We start from the raw sequence: 16,415 nt of genomic DNA, 5'->3' as shown, positions 1-16,415 counted from the left end.
CCTCAGTAGGTGGTGAGGAGTCGGCGCAGCACGCGCGCGCCGAACCGGAGCGACTCGGCGGGGACGCGCTCGTCGACGCCGTGGAACATGCCCGCGAAGTCGAGGTCGGCGGGCAGCTGGAGCGGCGCGAAGCCGTAGCCCGTGATGCCGAGACGGCTCAGGGACTTGTTGTCCGTCCCGCCCGAGAGCGTGTAGGGCAGGACCGTCGCGCCGGGGTCCTCGGCGTCGAGCGCGGCGACCATCGCATCCACGAGGGAGCCCGAGAAGGGGGTCTCGAGCGAGACGTCGCGGTGGACGTGGCTGAACTCCACGCCGTCGCCCGCGAGCTCCTTGAGCTTGGCGAGGACGAGCTCGTCCTGGCCGGGGAGGGTGCGCACGTCGATGCGCGCCTCGGCCGCGCCGGGGATGACGTTCTCCTTGTAGCCGGCGCGGAGGATCGTGGGGTTCGAGGTGTTCTGCAGCGTCGCCCCGACGAACCGGGCCAGGGTTCCGAGCTCCTTGAGCAGGATGTCCGGGTTGTCCGGGTCGAACTCGACGCCGGTCAGCTCGGTGACGCCGTCGAGGAAGCGGCGCGTCGTGTCCGTGAGCTCGATGGGCCACTCGTGCGAGCCGATGTTCGCGATCGCGCGCGCGAGCGTCGTGACCGCGTTGTCCGGGTTGGTCTGCGAGCCGTGGCCGGCCCTGCCCGTGGCGGTGAGGCGCAGCCACTGGAGGCCCTTCTCGGCGGTCTGCAGGAGGTAGGCGCGCTTGCCGCCGATCTCCGCGGAGAAGCCGCCGACCTCGCTGATGGCCTCCGTCGCGCCCTCGAAGAGCTCGGGGCGGTTGTCCACGGCCCAGCGCGCGCCGTACGTGCCGCCGGCCTCCTCGTCGGCGAACATCGCGATCACGAGGTCGCGGCGCGGGCGCGTGCCCGTGCGCTGCATCTCGCGCACGACCGAGAGGATCATCGCGTCCATGTCCTTCATGTCCACGGCCCCGCGGCCCCAGATGAGGCCGTCGCGCAGCTCGGCGGCGAAGGGATCCACGCTCCAGTCCTCCTTCTGCGCGGGGACGACGTCGAGGTGGCCGTGCACGACGAGCGCGCCCGCGCCCGGGTCGGTGCCCTCGATGCGCGCGACGACCGACGCGCGGCCGGGCGCGGACTCGAAGATCTCCGGCGTGAGGCCGACCTCCGCAAGCAGGCCCGCGGTGTATTCGGCCGCCGACCGCTCGCCGGGGCCCGTGCCGTCGCCGTAGTTCGAGGTGTCGAAGCGGATCAGGTCGCGGCAGATCCCGACGACCTCGTCTTCGGCGGGAACGTGGCTGGCGGCGGGGCTGACGGACATGGATCCTCCTCGGTGCTGGGCTTCCCCCAGCCTAGTCCCGCCCGCCGGCCGGGGCGCCGCGCGATTTCAGCTTTCGGCCCCGAATCGTGTAGAGTCTTACTCGCTGCCCGGGAGGGAAACACACGGTGTTGACGCTCGGGAGGCCGCCTGCGCGGGTGGCGGAATGGCAGACGCGCTAGCTTGAGGTGCTAGTGCCCGAATAGGGCGTGGGGGTTCAAGTCCCCCTCCGCGCACCACGGGAAGCCCCGGTCCTCGGACCGGGGCTTCCGTGCGTTCCCGGCCTCTGGGAGAGCCCTTGGGGCACGTCCTCCGCGTCGTCCCCGATCCGACTGCCGTGGGGCAGCGGGAGGGCCATCAGGACCCCCCACAGGACCATCGACACGCCCCACAGGTATCCCGGCATCGCGCCGCTCCGGTCGGGGAAGGCGAGCATGGCGACGCCGATGTACGCCGCCGAGACGCTCACGCTGACCCGCATGAGCGCCCGCCCGGGCGGCCAGACCGCCGTCACCACCGCGCACGCCGCCACCGTCAGGCCCACAGCCGTTTGTAGCGGCCAGTGGTCGAGGCCCAGCGTGTCGACCGTTTCATCGGTGCCCTCCATCGCGGACCGGGACCCCTCCACCGCGACGAGCACGTAGCCGAGCCACAGCGGCACTCCCGCCGCCGCGAGCACGCACAGTGGCCAGCTGAAGCCCCTCACCCGCGGAAGCGCTCCGGCTGCTTCTCGCGTGAGCCACGCCAGGAGCACGCCCGTTCCGAGGACGGGAATCCCCACGAGGAGTGGACGGGCGTCCCACCCGAGCACGCCGCCGAGGCAGATCGCCATGCCTGCGACGACGATCTGGACGATGGCCGGCCAGGATTTCGATGGCCAGAGTGCGGTCCAGCCATAGGCGAATGCCAGGACGAACGTGAACAGGCTCCCCCAGCTGGCATCTAGGGGGACCTGCCACTCGTAGGCGGGGTTGGCCCAGCCTGGCAGGGTGGCCAGGTCGACGATGCCGAAGAGGACGAACGCGCCGATGCCCGCGAGCGTCCAGGCGACGGGCTTCACCGCCCGCATCCGGAAGGACCGGTCCGCCTTGGCGGCTCCGTCACGGTTCATGTCCAGAGGCTAGGTCCGGCCGAATCAGGCGTAAAGGAGCCGATCGCCGCTGGGGCGGTGTGGCCTCCGGCCGCGGCAGCGGTGGTCACGAGCAGGCCAGGAATGGTGTATTGTTCTATATCGCTGCCGGGGAGGAAAAGCATGGTGTTCCTCGTCGAAACAGTCGCCTGCGCGGGTGGCGGAATGGCAGACGCGCTAGCTTGAGGTGCTAGTGCCCGAATAGGGCGTGGGGGTTCAAGTCCCCCTCCGCGCACAGAGGCAGAAGGCCCGGGAATCCACGGATTCCCGGGCCTTCTGCGTGTTTGCCGCCCCGCCGATCAGGCGAGCGAGAGCGTGTAGGCGACGACGAAGCCCGCGGCCGTGCTGAGGGCGACGGCCGGGCCGCCGTGCTCGTAGGCCTCCGGCATGAGCGTGTCCGCGAGCGAGGCGATCACGGCGCCGGCCGCGAAGGCGAGCGGAAGGGAGATGGTCTCCGGCTCGCTGCCGGACAGCGGGCCTGCCCCGATGACGACGGCGGCGACGAGCAGCACCCCGCAGACCGTCCAGAGGCCGATGATCGCCGGTGACGACATGCGCTCCTTCATCGACGCGGCCCCCACGAGCGCCTCCGGGAGGTTGGAGACGAAGATCGCGGCGAGGAGCGCGAGCCCGCCCGTCCCCTCCCCGAGCGAGACGCCGAGCGCGACGTTCTCGGGCACGCCGTCGAGCGTCACGGCGGCGAGCAGGGCAAGGCCAGCGGCCCCCCTGGCCGAGGTCGCCGATGCCGGGCGCTCCTGCACGGCGGCGTCTGTGTCGAGCTTCGCGCTGCCGCGAAACTCGTCCGCGGGCTTGGTGCGGTTGCCGGGCTGCGCCCACCGGTCCAGGAGCGCGCTCAGGACGGTGAACACGAGGGCGCCGACGAACAGGCCGATGGCCGCCCGCCAGATGCCCCCGTGCTGGTGCGCGTCCTCGAACAGCTCGAAGGCAAGAGCGGTGATGAGGGCGCCCGCCGCGAACGAGAGGAGGATGGCCAGGAGCCGCTTGGGGAGCTCGAAGCGAACCCCGATGATCGCTCCGATGATCAGGGCGCTGGAAGCCACGGCGCCGAACAGCAGCGAGGTCCACATGCGGCCCAGTATTGCCCGCGAGCGGACGGGCGGGAAGGCGACACTCAGGACTTGCCGTTCCCTGCCACGGCCCGAATGGCGGCCCACCCCTGGGGAGGCATCTCACCCCAACCGCGCCACACTCCCCACGAAGTGCCGCCTCCCCGACTTCGCGCTCCACCCCACGAACTCGCTCCGCTCCCAGGCCCCGTCCTCGTCCACGAGGTCGGCGATCCGCACGGACACGGCCGCGGGCAGGAACACCGGCGCCTCGAAGGACACGTCCCACACGAAGGAGTCGCCCTTGTGCGCCCCCACCTCGGCGAGCGCGCGCGAGGCCGTGTACATGCCGTGCGCGATCGAGCGCTTGAGCCCCAGGGCCTTCGCCGAGAGCACAGAGAGGTGGATCGGGTTGAAGTCGCCCGAGACGCCGGCGTACTCCCGCCCGAGGTCCACCCCGAGCCGCCACAGCGCGGTGGGCAGGGGCGGGCGGAACTCGCGCGCGTCGGCTCCCTGGGCCCCCGCGCCATTGGAAGTGGGCTTGTCGATCCCCGGGAGGAAGGCCCCCTTCGCAAGGTAGGTCGAGACGCCGCGCCACACCGGGGCCCCTCCCACGGCCCGCCGGATCTCCGCCACGACCTCGGCCTGGGTCCCGGCGCGGTGCCCCGAGAGGTTCTCGGCCCACGCGGTGATGTCCAGCTCGTCGTCGTACGCGACGGGCTCGCGGTACTCGACCCGGTTCCGCAGGTGCACCATCCCGAGCAGCGGCAGCGGGAAGTCCTCGCGCGCCATAAAGCTCATCGCCACGGGGAAGGCGAGAGTGTGCAGGTAGCCGGCCGGCACGACGTCGCGCGCGGGCTCCCCCAGCAGGTGCTGGTAGGCGGTGAGCCTCGCGAGGTCTGGACGCACGACGGCGACGTGGTGCCGCGCGTCCGGGAGCCGCTGGCCGCCGTCGTGCCTCGAGATGAGCAGGCGGGCGGCCTCGGCGGCGGCCGTGACGTAGAGCTTGGAGAGGGACGGCAGCTCGGGGAGCTCGACCGTCTCGGTCGGCGCGGGCCTCGTCGGCGCCGGGCTCCCGCCGGCCATCACTGCCCCATCCAGTACTGGCCGCACACCCGCAGCACGTTCCCGGAGATCCCGCCCGCGGCGTCGGAGGCGAGGAATGAGATGGCCTCGGCGACGTCGACGGGCTGCCCGCCCTGCTGGAGCGAGCTGATCCGGCGCCCGACCTCCCGCATCAGGGGCGGCACCTTCGCGGTCATCTCGGTCTCGATGAATCCGGGGGCGACGGCGTTCGCGGTGCCTCCCGTCGCTGCGAGCCGCGCCGCCGTGGAGCGCACCATGCCCATGACGCCGGCCTTGGACGCCGCGTAGTTGGTCTGCCCGCGGTTGCCCGCGATCCCCGAGGTCGAGGCGACCGAGACGATCCGGGCGCCGTCGGCGAAGCGGTCCGAGGCCAGGAGCGCCTCGTTGATCCGCAGCTGCGCGGAGATGTTCACGGCGATGACGGAGTCCCAGCGGGCCGCGTCCATGTTGGCCAGGAGCTTGTCCCGGGTGATGCCGGCGTTGTGCACGACGATGTCGAGCCCGCCGTGGCGGTGGAGGGCGTGGTCCAGGATCCGCTCCCCCGCGTCCGGCTTCGTGATGTCGAGCTGGAGCGCGGTGCCGCGGACCTCGTTCGCGATCTTCGCGAGCGCGTCCCCGGCGGCCGGGACGTCGACGGCGACGATCCTGGCGCCGTCGCGGGCCAGGGTCCGCGCGATCGCGGCGCCGATGCCGCGCGCGGCCCCGGTCACGACGGCGACCTTGCCGGCGAGCGGCCGCTCCGGGTCGGCGGGCAGCTCGCCCTTGGCGGTGCCGACCGTCAGGAACTGCCCGTCGACGAAGGCGGAGCGGCCCGAGAGGAGGAAGCGCAACGCCCCGAGGGCGCTCGGGGCGTCCGCGGGCACGCCCTCGGCGAGGAGGATGCCGTTGCCGGTCGCTCCGGCGCGCAGCTCCCGGGCCAGCGAGCGCAGGGCCCCCTCGACGCCGGCCCGGGCGGCGGCGAGCGCGGGCTCGTCGGCGGTCGAGGACCTGCGGGAGAGGGTCACGACGCGGCTGCCCGGGGCGAGCGCGCGCAGCGCCCCACCGGCGGCCAGGAACGGCGCCGAGAGATCCTCAGGGGCCGTGACGCCGTCGAGCGCCAGGACGATGGCCCCGAGCCGCTCGCGGCGCTCGCCGGCGGCCGACGACGACGGCGAGTCCCCGCCGTCGTGCATCGCGCTTTGGGCTGGCCCCCCGCTGGAATCCCGGCGCACCTCGACGTCCCAGCCCTTCAGCGCGGTCTCGAGGGCGTCCGCGCCCTCCCCCGACCCGATGAGCAGGACGGGCCCGGGCACGAGCGGGTCGCCGGGAGTGTGCCGGCGCAGCTGCACGGGCTGCGGGAGGCCGAGCTTCTTGGCCAGATCGCGGCCCCAGCCGCGCGAGACGAACTCCGTGTACTTGTCGACTGCCATGGCCTCGCCTCAGCGCCCCTCGAGCACGGCGACGACGCCCATGCCGCCCGCGGCACACACGGAAATGAGTCCCCGGGCCGGTCGGCCGAGGTCGCCGGCGGCAGTGCGCTCGTGCAGCTGCTTCGCGAGCGTCGCGACGATGCGCCCGCCCGTCGCGGCGAAGGGGTGCCCGGCGGCGAGCGAGGAGCCGTTGACGTTGAGCTTGGCGCGGTCCACCTTGCCGAACGCGCCGTCGAGGCCCAGCCGCTCGCGGCAGAAGTCCTCGTCCTCCCAGGCCGCGAGGGCGGCGAGGACAGTCCCGGCGAAGGCCTCGTGGATCTCGAGGTAGTCAAGGTCCTCGAGGGTCAGCCCGAGCCGCCCGAGCAGGCGCGGGACGGCGAAGACGGGGGCCATGAGCAGGCCGTCCTTGCCGTGGACGAAGTCCACCGCGGCCGCCTCGCCGTCCACGATCTCGGCGAGCACGGGCAGGTCGCGCTCGGCGGCCCACTCCTCCGAGGCCAAGAGCACGGCGGAGGCGCCGTCGGTCAGCGGCGTCGAGTTCCCGGCCGTCATGGACGCGTCGGCGCCGAGGTGCTTGCCGAAGACGGGCTTGAGGGAGGCCATCTTCTCCGGGGTCGTGTCCGGGCGCAGGTTCTGGTCCTTCGTGAGGCCGCGGTAGGGGGTCACGAGGTCGTCGAAGAAGCCGCGCTCGTAGGCGGCGGCGAGGTTCCGGTGCGAGGCGAGGGCGAGCTCGTCCTGTGCCTCGCGCGTGATGCCCCACTGCTTCGTGGTCAGCGCCTGGTGCTCGCCCATGGACAGCCCCGTGCGCGGCTCGGCCGTCCCGGGGGCGACGGGCGCGAGGTCCTTCGGGCGCAGCCGGGACACGGCCCTGAGCCGCTGCTGGACCGTCTTCGCCCGGGAGAGCTCGAGGATCACGCGGCGCAGCCCCTCGCCCACGACGATCGGCGCGTCCGACGTCGAGTCGACGCCGCCGGCGACGGCCGAATCGATCCGGCCGAGCTTGATCTTGTCGGAGAGCGACAGGACCGTCTCGAGGCCGGTCGCGCAGGCCTGCTGGACATCATAGGCGGGCGTCTCGGCGCTCAGCGCGGAGCCCAGCACCGCCTCGCGCGTGAGGTTGAAGTCGCGGGAGTGCTTGAGCACCGCTCCCGCGGCCACCTCTCCGATGCGCTCATCCTGCAGTCCGAAGCGGGCCACTAGCCCGTCGAGCGCGGCCGTGAGCATGTCCAGGTTCGACGTCTCGGTGTACGCGCCGTTGGCACGCGCGAACGGGATGCGGTTGCCGCCGACGACGACCGCCTTGCGCACCGTCTGGGGCTTCGCGGGCTGGGGGTTGGGCATGGCGTTCCTCCGGATGTCCTGTGACCTCAGTTACCGATACCTAGCGTACCTGATACGCTGGGTATCGTGAACTACCCCACACCAGCGGACGACGGGACGAAGAACGACCGCGCCGCCCCGGCTGCTGACGGGCGCGCCACTCGGTGGGCCAGCCACCGCGAAGAACGCCGGTCGGAGCTCATCCGCGCCGCGCGCCGCGCGGTGCACCGCCTCGGGGCCGACGTGCCTATGGAGGACATCGCCGCCGCCGCCAGCACGTCGAAATCCGTCTTCTACCGGTACTTCCGGGACAAGGCGGGCCTCGCCGCGGCCATGGGCGAGCTCGTCCTGGCCCAGATGCAGGACCGCATCGCGGCGGCGGCGGCGGCCGCGGCATCCCCGTACGACGGGCTGCGCTCGATGGTCCACGCGTACCTGGCAATGGCCGCGCGCTCGCCGAACGTGTACGAGTTCGTCACGCGCGGCCCCGCCGGGGCGGCAGCCGACCCTGCCGCGGGCGGCGCCGCCGGGGCCGCGTTCGGGACGTTCTTCGACGCCGTGGGGGCCATGATCGAGGCCCCCATGCGCCGGCACCTCGACGCCGATTCGCAGGCAACGCTCGACTACTGGCCCTGCGCAGCCATCGGCCTCGTCCGCTCCGCCGGCGAGCGCTGGCTCACCACTCCCCCGTCGCCCGCCAAGCCGTCCCTCGACGACATGGCCGGCCTCATCGCCGACTGGCTCTACGCGGGCATCGCCGCCCAGGCGGGCACCGCCGTCGTCCGCGCACCGCTTCCCGCAGCAAAGGAGCTCCCATGACCCCCGTTTCCACCGAGAACGCAGCGAACCCAGCAAACCCAGCAAACACTGCGGCCCCGGGCGCCACAGAGGCGCCGTACGACGCGGCCGAGCTCTCCGACGTCCCGGACACCGCCGAGTCCCCCTCGGTCGACGTCGCCGCGCTCGGCGAGCTGCTGCTCGGCCGCTGGGCCGACACGCGCCGGGCCGCGCGCGAGCTCGCCGGGCACCCGGAGCTGCACAAGGTCGAGGGCCTGACGCACACCGAGCACCGCGAGCGTGTGTTCGGCCAGCTCAAGTACCTCGTGGACCATCGGGCCGTGCAGCGCGCCTACCCGCGCGAGCTCGGCGGCGAGGACGACCACGGAGCCAACATCGCGGGCTTCGAGGAGCTCGTGACGGCGGACCCGTCGCTGCAGATCAAGTCCGGCGTCCAGTGGGGCCTCTTCGGCTCCGCCGTCCTGCACCTGGGCACCGAGGAGCACCACCGCCGGTGGTTGCCCGGGATCATGGAGCTCGAGGTCCCGGGCTGCTTCGCCATGACGGAGACCGGGCACGGCTCCGACGTCGCGAGCATCGCCACGACAGCGACCTACGACCCAGAGGCCGGCGAGTTCGTGATCCACACCCCCTTCCGGGCCGCGTGGAAGGACTACATCGGCAACGCGGCGAAGGACGGCGTCGCGGCGGTCGTGTTCGCCCAGCTCATCACCCGCGGTGTGAGCCACGGCGTCCATGCCTTCTACGTCCCGCTGCGCGACCCGGAGACGCACGAGTTCCTGCCGGGCGTCGGCGGCGAGGACGACGGCGTGAAGGGCGGGCTCAACGGGATCGACAACGGGCGCCTGCACTTCGACCACGTCCGCGTCCCGCGCACGAACCTCCTCAACCGCTACGGCGACGTGGCCGAGGACGGAACCTACTCCTCGACGATCGCAAGCCCCGGGCGGCGCTTCTTCACGATGCTCGGGACACTCGTCCAGGGGCGGGTCTCGCTCGACGGCGCCGCGGTGGCCGCCTCGAAGGTCGGCCTCGCCGCGGCCGTCCGCTACGCGACCGAGCGGCGCCAGTTCAACGCCTCCTCGGACGAGCAGGAGGAGGTGCTGCTCGACTACCAGCGGCACCAGCGCCGCCTCCTGCCGCTGCTGGCCGCGACCTACGCGATGTCCTTCGCGCACGAGCAGCTCCTCGCGAAGTTCGACGGCGTGTTCTCCGGCGCGCAGGACACGGACGAGGACCGGCAGGACCTCGAGACCCTCGCCGCGGCGCTCAAGCCACTCTCGACCTGGCACGCGCTCGAGACGCTCCAGGAGTGCCGGGAGGCCTGCGGCGGCGCGGGGTTCCTCATCGAGAACCGCTTCGCGTCATTGAGGGCGGACCTCGACGTGTACGTCACCTTCGAGGGCGACAACAACGTCCTGCTCCAGCTCGTGGCCAAGCGGCTCCTGAACGACTACGCCAAGGAGTTCCGCGGGGTGAGCGTGGGCGCTCTCGCGAAGTTCGCCCTCGGCCAGGCCCGCGGCATGGCCTACCGGACCGGGCTGGGTACCGTCGCCCAGTTCATCGCCGACTCGGGCCGGGCCCAGCGCTCGGCGCTCGCCCTGCGCGACCCGGACACGCAGCGCCTCCTGCTCGCCGAGCGGGTCCAGGCCATGGTCGCCCAGGCGGCGCAGTCCCTGCATGGGGCCAACCGGCTGCCGCAGGCCGAGGCTGCCGCCCGGTTCAACGCGCACCAGGACGAGCTCATCGAGGCCGCCCGCGCCCACGCCGAGCTGCTCCAGTGGGAGGCCTTCACCGAGGCGCTCGAGGGGGTCGGCGACGCCGGCACCCGCCAGGTGCTCACGTGGCTGCGGGACCTCTTCGGCCTGACGCTCGTCGAGAAGCACCTCGCGTGGTATCTCATGAACGGCCGGCTCAGCATGCAGCGCGGGCGCACAGTGGGCGAGTACATCAACCGGCTGCTGAAGAAGCTCCGCCCGCACGCGGGGGACCTCGTTGACGCGTTCGGGTACGGGCCGGAGCACATCCGTGCCACGATCGCGAGCGGCGTCGAGGCCGAGAGGCAGGCCGAGGCGGCCGAGCACTTCCGCGCCCTGCGGGCCTCGGGCCGGGCGCCGGTGCTCGAGAAGCGGCTCCCCGAGCGGGCCTAGCACGCTTGTGCGGGTGGCCGTCAGGGGCGGGCGGGCCCCCGCGCCGGGCGCTTCACACCCCCGGCGGCCGGGTCTAGCCTGAGGGCAGGGCCCGGCCGCCCGGGACGGGCCAGCGTCAGGAGGATGCGATGGGCGAAGGATGGGGCCGCAAGGGCCAGTGGGAGATGCCGGAGCACCTGAGGCGATTCGGGATCCCGGAGCCGTTCCGGCGGTTCGTCGAGGGCGAGTGGGACACCGGGTGGCTGCGGGTCGAGGAGTTCCGCGACGGCGAGTCCCTCGTCGTGCGGGTAGACGTCCCCGGCATCGACCCGGAGAACGACGTCGAGGTGACGGTCCAGGAGGGCAGCCTCAGCATCAAGGCCGAGCGCCGGGAGAGCACCGAGGACAGCCTCAAGGACGGGTACCGCAGCGAGTTCCGCTACGGCTCGTTCTCGCGCACGGTGGAGCTGCCGCGGGGCGCGCGTGGCGACGACGTCACCGCCTCCTACCGCGACGGCGTCCTCGAGGTCCGCGTCCCCGTCGCCCCCGAAGCGGGGCCCGGCCCGACGAAGGTCACCGTCAACCGCGGCTGACCCCAGGAAGCCGACGCTGCCGAACGACGACGGCGACGAACCTCGGCAGGCTCGTCGCCGTCGTCGTGCTTAACCCAGCCGTGCTGCGCTAGAGGACGCTCTTGTAGACCTCGATCGTCGTGGCCGCGATGCTCTCCCAGGAGAAGTGCTGCTCGGCACGGTCCCGGCCGGCCTCGCCCATCTTGCGGGCTCGGGCGGGGTCGGAGACGACCTCGGTCAGGGCCGCCGCGAAGTCGGTGACGAACTTCTCGGGGTCCAGCGGGGTGCCCGTGCCGTCGGTGACCTGCTCGATGGGGACGAGGAGGCCGGTCGTGCCATGGTCGACGACCTCGGGGATGCCGCCCGTCGCCGTGGCGACGACGGCCGCGCCGCAGGCCATGGCCTCGAGGTTCACGATGCCGAGGGGCTCGTAGATGCTCGGGCACGCGAAGGCGGTCGCGTGCGAGAGGACCTGGATGAGCTCGTCGCGCGGAAGCATGCGCTCGATGAGGACGACGCCCTCGCGCTCGGCGCGCAGCGCGTCGATGAGCTGGGCGGTCTCGGCGGCGAGCTCCGGGGTGTCGGCCGCGCCGAGGCACAGGACGAGCTGGACGTCGGCGGGCAGCTTCGCGGCGGCGCGCAGGAGGTACGGCACGCCCTTCTGCCGCGTGTTCCGGCCGACGAACACGACGGACGGCTTCTCGGGGTCGATGCCGAGGGCGCTCAGGTGCTCGGTCCCCTCGTCGCGGCCCCAGCGGGAGACGTCGATGCCGTTGTGGACCACGCGGACCTTGGCCGGGTCCACGTCCGGGTAGCAGCGCAGAATGTCCTCGCGCATGCCGTTGGAGACGGCGATGATCGCGTCCGCGGCCTCGTACGCCGTCTTCTCCACCCAGGACGACAGGCGGTAGCCGCCGCCGAGCTGCTCGGCCTTCCACGGCCGCAGGGGCTCGAGGCTGTGCGCGCTGAGCACGTGCGGGATGCCGTGCAGGAGCTTCGACAGGTGGCCGGCCATGTTCGCGTACCACGTGTGCGAGTGCACAAGATCCGCGCCCGCGACGTCGGGGACGATGCCGAGGTCGACGCCGAGCGTCTGCAGGGCGGCGTTCGCGCCCTCGAGGTGACTCGGCACCTGGTACGAGGCGACGGCCGCGCCGTCGACCTCCGGCTCGCGCGGGGCGCCGAAGGCGTGGACGTGCAGATCGACCTCGCGGGCCAGGACCCGGCTCAGCTCTGCCACATGCACTCCTGCGCCGCCATAGATCTCCGGCGGGAATTCCTTGGTCACAATGTCGATACGCACGGTTTCAACGTAGTCGGTGCGTGGATCGTGATCTAGTGTGAAGGTGGCCACGGTCCAACGGCCGGAGCGCGGCCCACAGACAAGCCGGAACGAGGGAATACGGGGGTTGCGCAGTGGCGCCTAGGAAAGTATTGGCGATCGTCCTGGCGGGCGGCGAGGGCAAGCGCCTCATGCCGCTCACGGCCGACCGGGCCAAGCCAGCAGTTCCGTTCGCCGGCGGGTACCGGCTGATCGACTTCGCGCTGTCGAATCTGGTCAACTCGGGGTACCGGCACATCGTCGTGCTGACGCAGTACAAGTCGCACAGCCTCGATCGGCACATCTCGGAGACGTGGCGCCTCTCGACGCTCCTGCAGAACTACGTCGCTTCCGTGCCGGCGCAGCAGCGCGTGGGCAAGAGCTGGTTCCTCGGCAGCGCGAACGCGATCTACCAGTCGCTGAACCTCATCTACGACGACCAGCCGGACATCGTCGTCGTCGTCGGCGCCGACCATGTGTACCGCATGGACTTCGACCAGATGGTCGAGGCCCACGTCGCCTCCGGTGCCAAGGCCACGGTCGCCGCGGTCCGGCAGCCGCTGAACATGGCCAACCAGTTCGGCGTCATCGAGACCGATGCCGCCGATCCCGGGAAGATCGGCGCGTTCGTCGAGAAGCCCGCGAGCACTCCGGGCCTGCCGGATGACCCGGACTCGTTCCTCGCCTCCATGGGCAACTATGTCTTCGACGCCGACGCCCTCGTCGAGGCGCTCAAGCGCGACGCCGAGCGGCTCGACACGAAGCACGACATGGGCGGGGACATCATCCCGTACTTCGTCGAGCGCGGCGAGGCGGGGGTCTACGACTTCACCAAGAACGAGATCCCGGGCTCCACCGAGCGCGACCGCACCTACTGGCGGGACGTGGGGACGCTCGACTCGTTCTACGACGCCCACATGGACCTCATCTCCCCGCTGCCGGTGTTCAACCTGTACAACTCCGAGTGGCCGATCTTCACGCGCCAGAGCGTGTCCCCGCCGGCGAAGTTCGTCCGCGGCGAGGGCGGCACCGTCGGGACGGCGCTCGACTCGATCGTCGCGAGCGGCGTCGTGATCTCCGGGGGGATCATCGAGGGCTCGGTGCTCTCGCACGACGTGCGCGTCGAGACCGCGGCCCGGGTCGTGGACTCGGTGCTCATGGACGGCGTCCTGATCGGTGCCGGGGCCGTCGTGAACCGGGCGATCATCGACAAGAACGTCGCCATCCCCGCGGGCGCGACGGTCGGCGTCGACGCGAAGCTCGACCGCCTGCGCGGCTTCGAGGTCACCGCCTCCGGGATCACGGTCCTGGCCAAGGGCCAGGTCGTCCCGGAGCCGGACGAGGACGAGCGCCGGCTTGCCGCTGCGTGGTCCTCGAAGGTCCCGGCCGCGCTCGAGGACGTCGCCGCCGAGCTCCCCGAGGTCGTCGAGCGCATCCAGGAGGTGCACGCAGCCGCCGCGTCCGGAGGAGGGAGCGCCGCAGGGACGACGAAGAGCTCCGCCGGGAACGCGCCGTCGTCCGTCACAGCACGCGTGGAGGACTAGCCGGGAGCGGGGGCCGGGGATCACCCCGGCCCCCGCTCACCGGTAGAATGGGAGTCCATGAGCTCCCCCGATGTGCCCTCCGAACTGACGCCTGAGGAGATCCAGGCCTGCCTCAAGGTCCTGGGCACGATCCACGCGTACGACGAGGAGCACCCCGACTACGTCGCGGTGCGACGCGCGACCGGCAAGATGTTCAAGGCGCACCGCCGCTTCACGCGCACCCAGAAGCGGGACGCGATCGCGGAGGCGGACAGGGCCGTCATCGCGCAGACCGCGACCGCGGCGCCCGACCGGATCGACGACGAGACGAAGGGCAACAAGCTCAAGCCCTCAGCCACCGGCTCGATCGCCGGGCACCTCCTGCGCTCCCGGCCGTGCTACATCTGCAAGCAGCACTACACGCAGGTCGACGCGTTCTACCATCAGCTCTGCCCCGACTGCGCCGCCATGAGCCACGCCAAGCGGGACGCGCGGACCGACCTGACCGGCCGGCGGGCCCTGCTCACGGGCGGGCGCGCGAAGATCGGGATGTACATCGCGCTGCGGCTCCTGCGCGACGGCGCCCACACGACCATCACGACCCGCTTTCCCAAGGACGCCGCCCGCCGGTTCGCCGCGATGGAGGACAGCGCGGAGTGGATCGACCGGCTCACGATCGTGGGCATCGACCTCCGCGACCCCTCGCAGGTCATCTCGCTGTCCGACGCGCTCGACGCCGAGGGCCCGCTCGACATCATCATCAACAACGCCGCCCAGACGGTGCGCCGCTCGCCGAACGCGTACAAGCCCCTCGCCGACGCCGAGGACGAGCCGCTGCCCGCAGCGCTGCTGGCCGGCAACGGTGGGCCGCAGCTGCTCACCTTCGGGCACGCCCACGACAGGCACCCGCTCTCGATCGCCGGCTCCGTCTCGGGGCACCCGGTCCTCGCGGGCGACGCGGTGACCGCCCTCGCGCTCTCGACCGGCTCAACGTCGCTCGAGCGGATCGAGGCCGGGACCGCGATCGACGCCGGCGGGCTCGTGCCCGACCTCGCGACCATCAACTCGTGGACGCAGGTCGTGGACCAGGTCGACCCGCTCGAGATGCTCGAGGTCCAGCTGTGCAACGTCACGGCGCCGTTCCTGCTCGTGAGCCGGCTGCGGGCAGCGATGCGGCGGTCGACGGCGCGGCGCAAGTACGTCGTCAACGTCTCCGCGATGGAGGGGCAGTTCGGCCGGAAGTACAAGGGGCCGGGGCATCCGCACACCAACATGGCCAAGGCCTCGCTGAACATGATGACGCGCACGAGCGCCGGGGAGATGTTCGAGACCGACCGCATCCTCATGACCGCCGTCGACACCGGGTGGATCACGGACGAGCGCCCGCACTACACGAAGGTCCGCCTGGCAGACGAGGGCTTCCACGCCCCGCTCGACCTCGTGGACGGCGCCGCACGCGTGTACGACCCGATCGTCATGGGCGAGGCCGGAACCGACCTCTACGGGGTCTTCCTGAAGGACTACAAGCCCTCCCCCTGGTGACCCCTCCCCCTCCCCCTTCCCCTCCCGTTGAAGGGTCCCTGGCACCCCGTTGCGGGGTCCCTGGCACCCCGTTGCGGGGTCCCTGGCACCCCGTTGCGGGGTCCCTGGCACCCCGTTGCGGGGTCCCTAAGGCGAGGGGGAGATTAGGCCGCCTTCTCGCTGAGGAGTGCGCGGAGTTCCCGTCGAACCCGCAGGAAGTCATCGGCCAGGTCTGCGGCTGTCGCGTGGATGATGTCCCACGTCGCCCGCCGGAATGCTGAATCACGCCGGAGATCGCTCAATTGCTGATCGGGGTCGCCGTGATGGGCTCCTTCGTACTGAATTCCCACTCGCATTTTCCGATACCCGATATCCACGGTGTATGACTTTGGATCCGTCGGATCCAGCGCGATCTGCAGCTCTGGTTCGGGGAACCCATGAGCGATGATGCTCAACCGCAGAAGGGTCTCGGGCACCGAGTCTGACCCGACTCGCATGTCGAAGAGTGCCTCCTTGCACCTTCCGACGCCCTTGACCTTCGGATGCCTTGTGAGCAAGGCAGCCAATGACCCCTTCGTCTCGTAGGGCTCACTTCGGCCTTCGAACTCAGGCCGTGGGAATCGGATCAGCTGGCCTCCTAGCGCAACGAGTGCTGCAGGTGTCAGCTCCTGCCCCAGATCCAACCAAGTCCGTCCCGGGCTGGTCAGCCGAACGCCGTCGACCGTCCGCACCTCTCCCTCCAGGATCCGGACGCGATGTCCCACGACGCCGGGGCGGCGCACCCTCGGCAGGTGCGAGGGCTTGCTGAGATGGACATCCGAATGGTCCTGCAGCCAGACGGGCAACCACAGCCCCAGCAGTGCTCCTGCGGTGCGATGCGATGCCCACGCATCAGGATTCACGTCGAGGTGCGCGCGCACAAGGCCCAGGAGATCCGGAATGCCTGTGCCTGGCACGAAGACGCCCTTGCTGACCTGGCGGATGTCTTCCAGTCGGAGCGCCCTTGGGTCCAGACCGTGGGCGCGCGCCTCCTGGGCCGAGAACGGTCTCCGGATCAGGTCGTCAACGCTTCCATGGTCGGTCATGCGCCCATGCTGGCACACCAACGCTGCAAGCGTCCGAAGTTATCCACAGGCCCATGAACCCCGTGCAGGGGCTGCAGGGACCCCGCAACATCGCGCCAGGGACCCCGCCACCCGGCGCCAGAGACCCCGCAAC

At 71.5% G+C, this 16,415-nt stretch carries 13 protein-coding genes and 2 tRNA genes; 7 read left to right on the top strand and 8 right to left on the bottom strand.

Annotated features, from left to right (window positions below; genetic code table 11):
- Window positions 1-2: 2 nt before the first annotated feature.
- Entirely contained in the window at window positions 3-1,325 is a 1,323-nt protein-coding gene (locus ACUYMY_RS08740) for a M20/M25/M40 family metallo-hydrolase (RefSeq protein ID WP_481703189.1), read from the bottom strand.
- Window positions 1,326-1,474: 149 nt separating this feature from the next.
- Here ACUYMY_RS08740 and ACUYMY_RS08735 point away from each other — a divergent pair.
- Window positions 1,475-1,561: transfer RNA gene (locus tag ACUYMY_RS08735), tRNA-Leu, on the top strand.
- On the opposite strand, the gene ACUYMY_RS08730 is transcribed toward ACUYMY_RS08735, so the two are convergent.
- Window positions 1,540-2,433, bottom strand: coding sequence for a hypothetical protein (locus ACUYMY_RS08730; RefSeq protein ID WP_481703188.1), 894 nt, complete (start codon window positions 2,431-2,433; stop codon window positions 1,540-1,542). The genes ACUYMY_RS08735 and ACUYMY_RS08730 overlap by 22 nt on opposite strands.
- A gap of 169 nt (window positions 2,434-2,602) precedes the next feature.
- Here ACUYMY_RS08730 and ACUYMY_RS08725 point away from each other — a divergent pair.
- Window positions 2,603-2,686: transfer RNA gene (locus tag ACUYMY_RS08725), tRNA-Leu, on the top strand.
- A gap of 64 nt (window positions 2,687-2,750) precedes the next feature.
- Here ACUYMY_RS08725 and ACUYMY_RS08720 read toward each other — a convergent pair.
- From ACUYMY_RS08720 to ACUYMY_RS08705, 4 genes are all read right to left on the bottom strand, one after another.
- Window positions 2,751-3,539, bottom strand: a complete 789-nt coding sequence (locus ACUYMY_RS08720) for a ZIP family metal transporter (RefSeq protein WP_481703187.1) — start codon at window positions 3,537-3,539, stop codon at window positions 2,751-2,753.
- A 102-nt stretch (window positions 3,540-3,641) separates the two neighbouring features.
- Window positions 3,642-4,604, bottom strand: a complete 963-nt coding sequence (locus ACUYMY_RS08715) for a MaoC/PaaZ C-terminal domain-containing protein (RefSeq protein WP_481703186.1) — start codon at window positions 4,602-4,604, stop codon at window positions 3,642-3,644.
- On the bottom strand, window positions 4,604-6,013 hold the full coding sequence (locus ACUYMY_RS08710; RefSeq protein WP_481703185.1) for a 3-oxoacyl-ACP reductase: 1,410 nt from the start codon (window positions 6,011-6,013) through the stop codon (window positions 4,604-4,606). The genes ACUYMY_RS08715 and ACUYMY_RS08710 overlap by 1 nt, the downstream gene beginning before the upstream one ends.
- A gap of 9 nt (window positions 6,014-6,022) precedes the next feature.
- On the bottom strand, window positions 6,023-7,354 hold the full coding sequence (locus tag ACUYMY_RS08705; RefSeq protein WP_481703184.1) for an acetyl-CoA C-acetyltransferase: 1,332 nt from the start codon (window positions 7,352-7,354) through the stop codon (window positions 6,023-6,025).
- Window positions 7,355-7,420: 66 nt separating this feature from the next.
- Between ACUYMY_RS08705 and ACUYMY_RS08700 the strand changes: the two genes are divergently transcribed.
- From ACUYMY_RS08700 to ACUYMY_RS08690, 3 genes are all read left to right on the top strand, one after another.
- Window positions 7,421-8,152: a TetR/AcrR family transcriptional regulator gene (locus tag ACUYMY_RS08700; protein ID WP_481703183.1), complete on the top strand. Its 732-nt coding sequence runs from the start codon at window positions 7,421-7,423 to the stop codon at window positions 8,150-8,152.
- Window positions 8,149-10,281 (top strand): acyl-CoA dehydrogenase family protein, encoded by a 2,133-nt coding sequence (locus ACUYMY_RS08695; protein ID WP_481703182.1) that lies wholly within the window; start codon window positions 8,149-8,151, stop codon window positions 10,279-10,281. Before ACUYMY_RS08700 ends, ACUYMY_RS08695 begins: the two co-directional genes overlap by 4 nt.
- Before the next feature lie 128 nt (window positions 10,282-10,409).
- Entirely contained in the window at window positions 10,410-10,853 is a 444-nt protein-coding gene (locus tag ACUYMY_RS08690) for an Hsp20/alpha crystallin family protein (RefSeq protein WP_481703181.1), read from the top strand.
- A gap of 88 nt (window positions 10,854-10,941) precedes the next feature.
- Here ACUYMY_RS08690 and glgA read toward each other — a convergent pair whose 3' ends face one another.
- Window positions 10,942-12,135, bottom strand: a complete 1,194-nt coding sequence (gene glgA, locus ACUYMY_RS08685) for a glycogen synthase (protein ID WP_481703180.1) — start codon at window positions 12,133-12,135, stop codon at window positions 10,942-10,944.
- Between the two features lie 170 nt (window positions 12,136-12,305).
- Between glgA and ACUYMY_RS08680 the strand changes: the two genes are divergently transcribed.
- Together ACUYMY_RS08680 and ACUYMY_RS08675 are read left to right on the top strand one after the other, a co-directional pair.
- Complete coding sequence (locus tag ACUYMY_RS08680; protein ID WP_481705015.1) at window positions 12,306-13,697, top strand: glucose-1-phosphate adenylyltransferase; 1,392 nt, start codon at window positions 12,306-12,308, stop codon at window positions 13,695-13,697.
- Window positions 13,698-13,754: 57 nt separating this feature from the next.
- Window positions 13,755-15,218 (top strand): SDR family NAD(P)-dependent oxidoreductase, encoded by a 1,464-nt coding sequence (locus ACUYMY_RS08675; RefSeq protein ID WP_481703179.1) that lies wholly within the window; start codon window positions 13,755-13,757, stop codon window positions 15,216-15,218.
- Window positions 15,219-15,361: 143 nt separating this feature from the next.
- Here ACUYMY_RS08675 and ACUYMY_RS08670 read toward each other — a convergent pair whose 3' ends face one another.
- Window positions 15,362-16,282: a hypothetical protein gene (locus ACUYMY_RS08670; RefSeq protein WP_481703178.1), complete on the bottom strand. Its 921-nt coding sequence runs from the start codon at window positions 16,280-16,282 to the stop codon at window positions 15,362-15,364.
- Window positions 16,283-16,415 lie beyond the last annotated feature (133 nt).

Source organism: Sinomonas sp. T428B (assembly GCF_056780155.1).
Note: the sequence above shows the minus strand (reverse complement) of the source record. Positions and strands in the feature narration are given on the sequence as shown.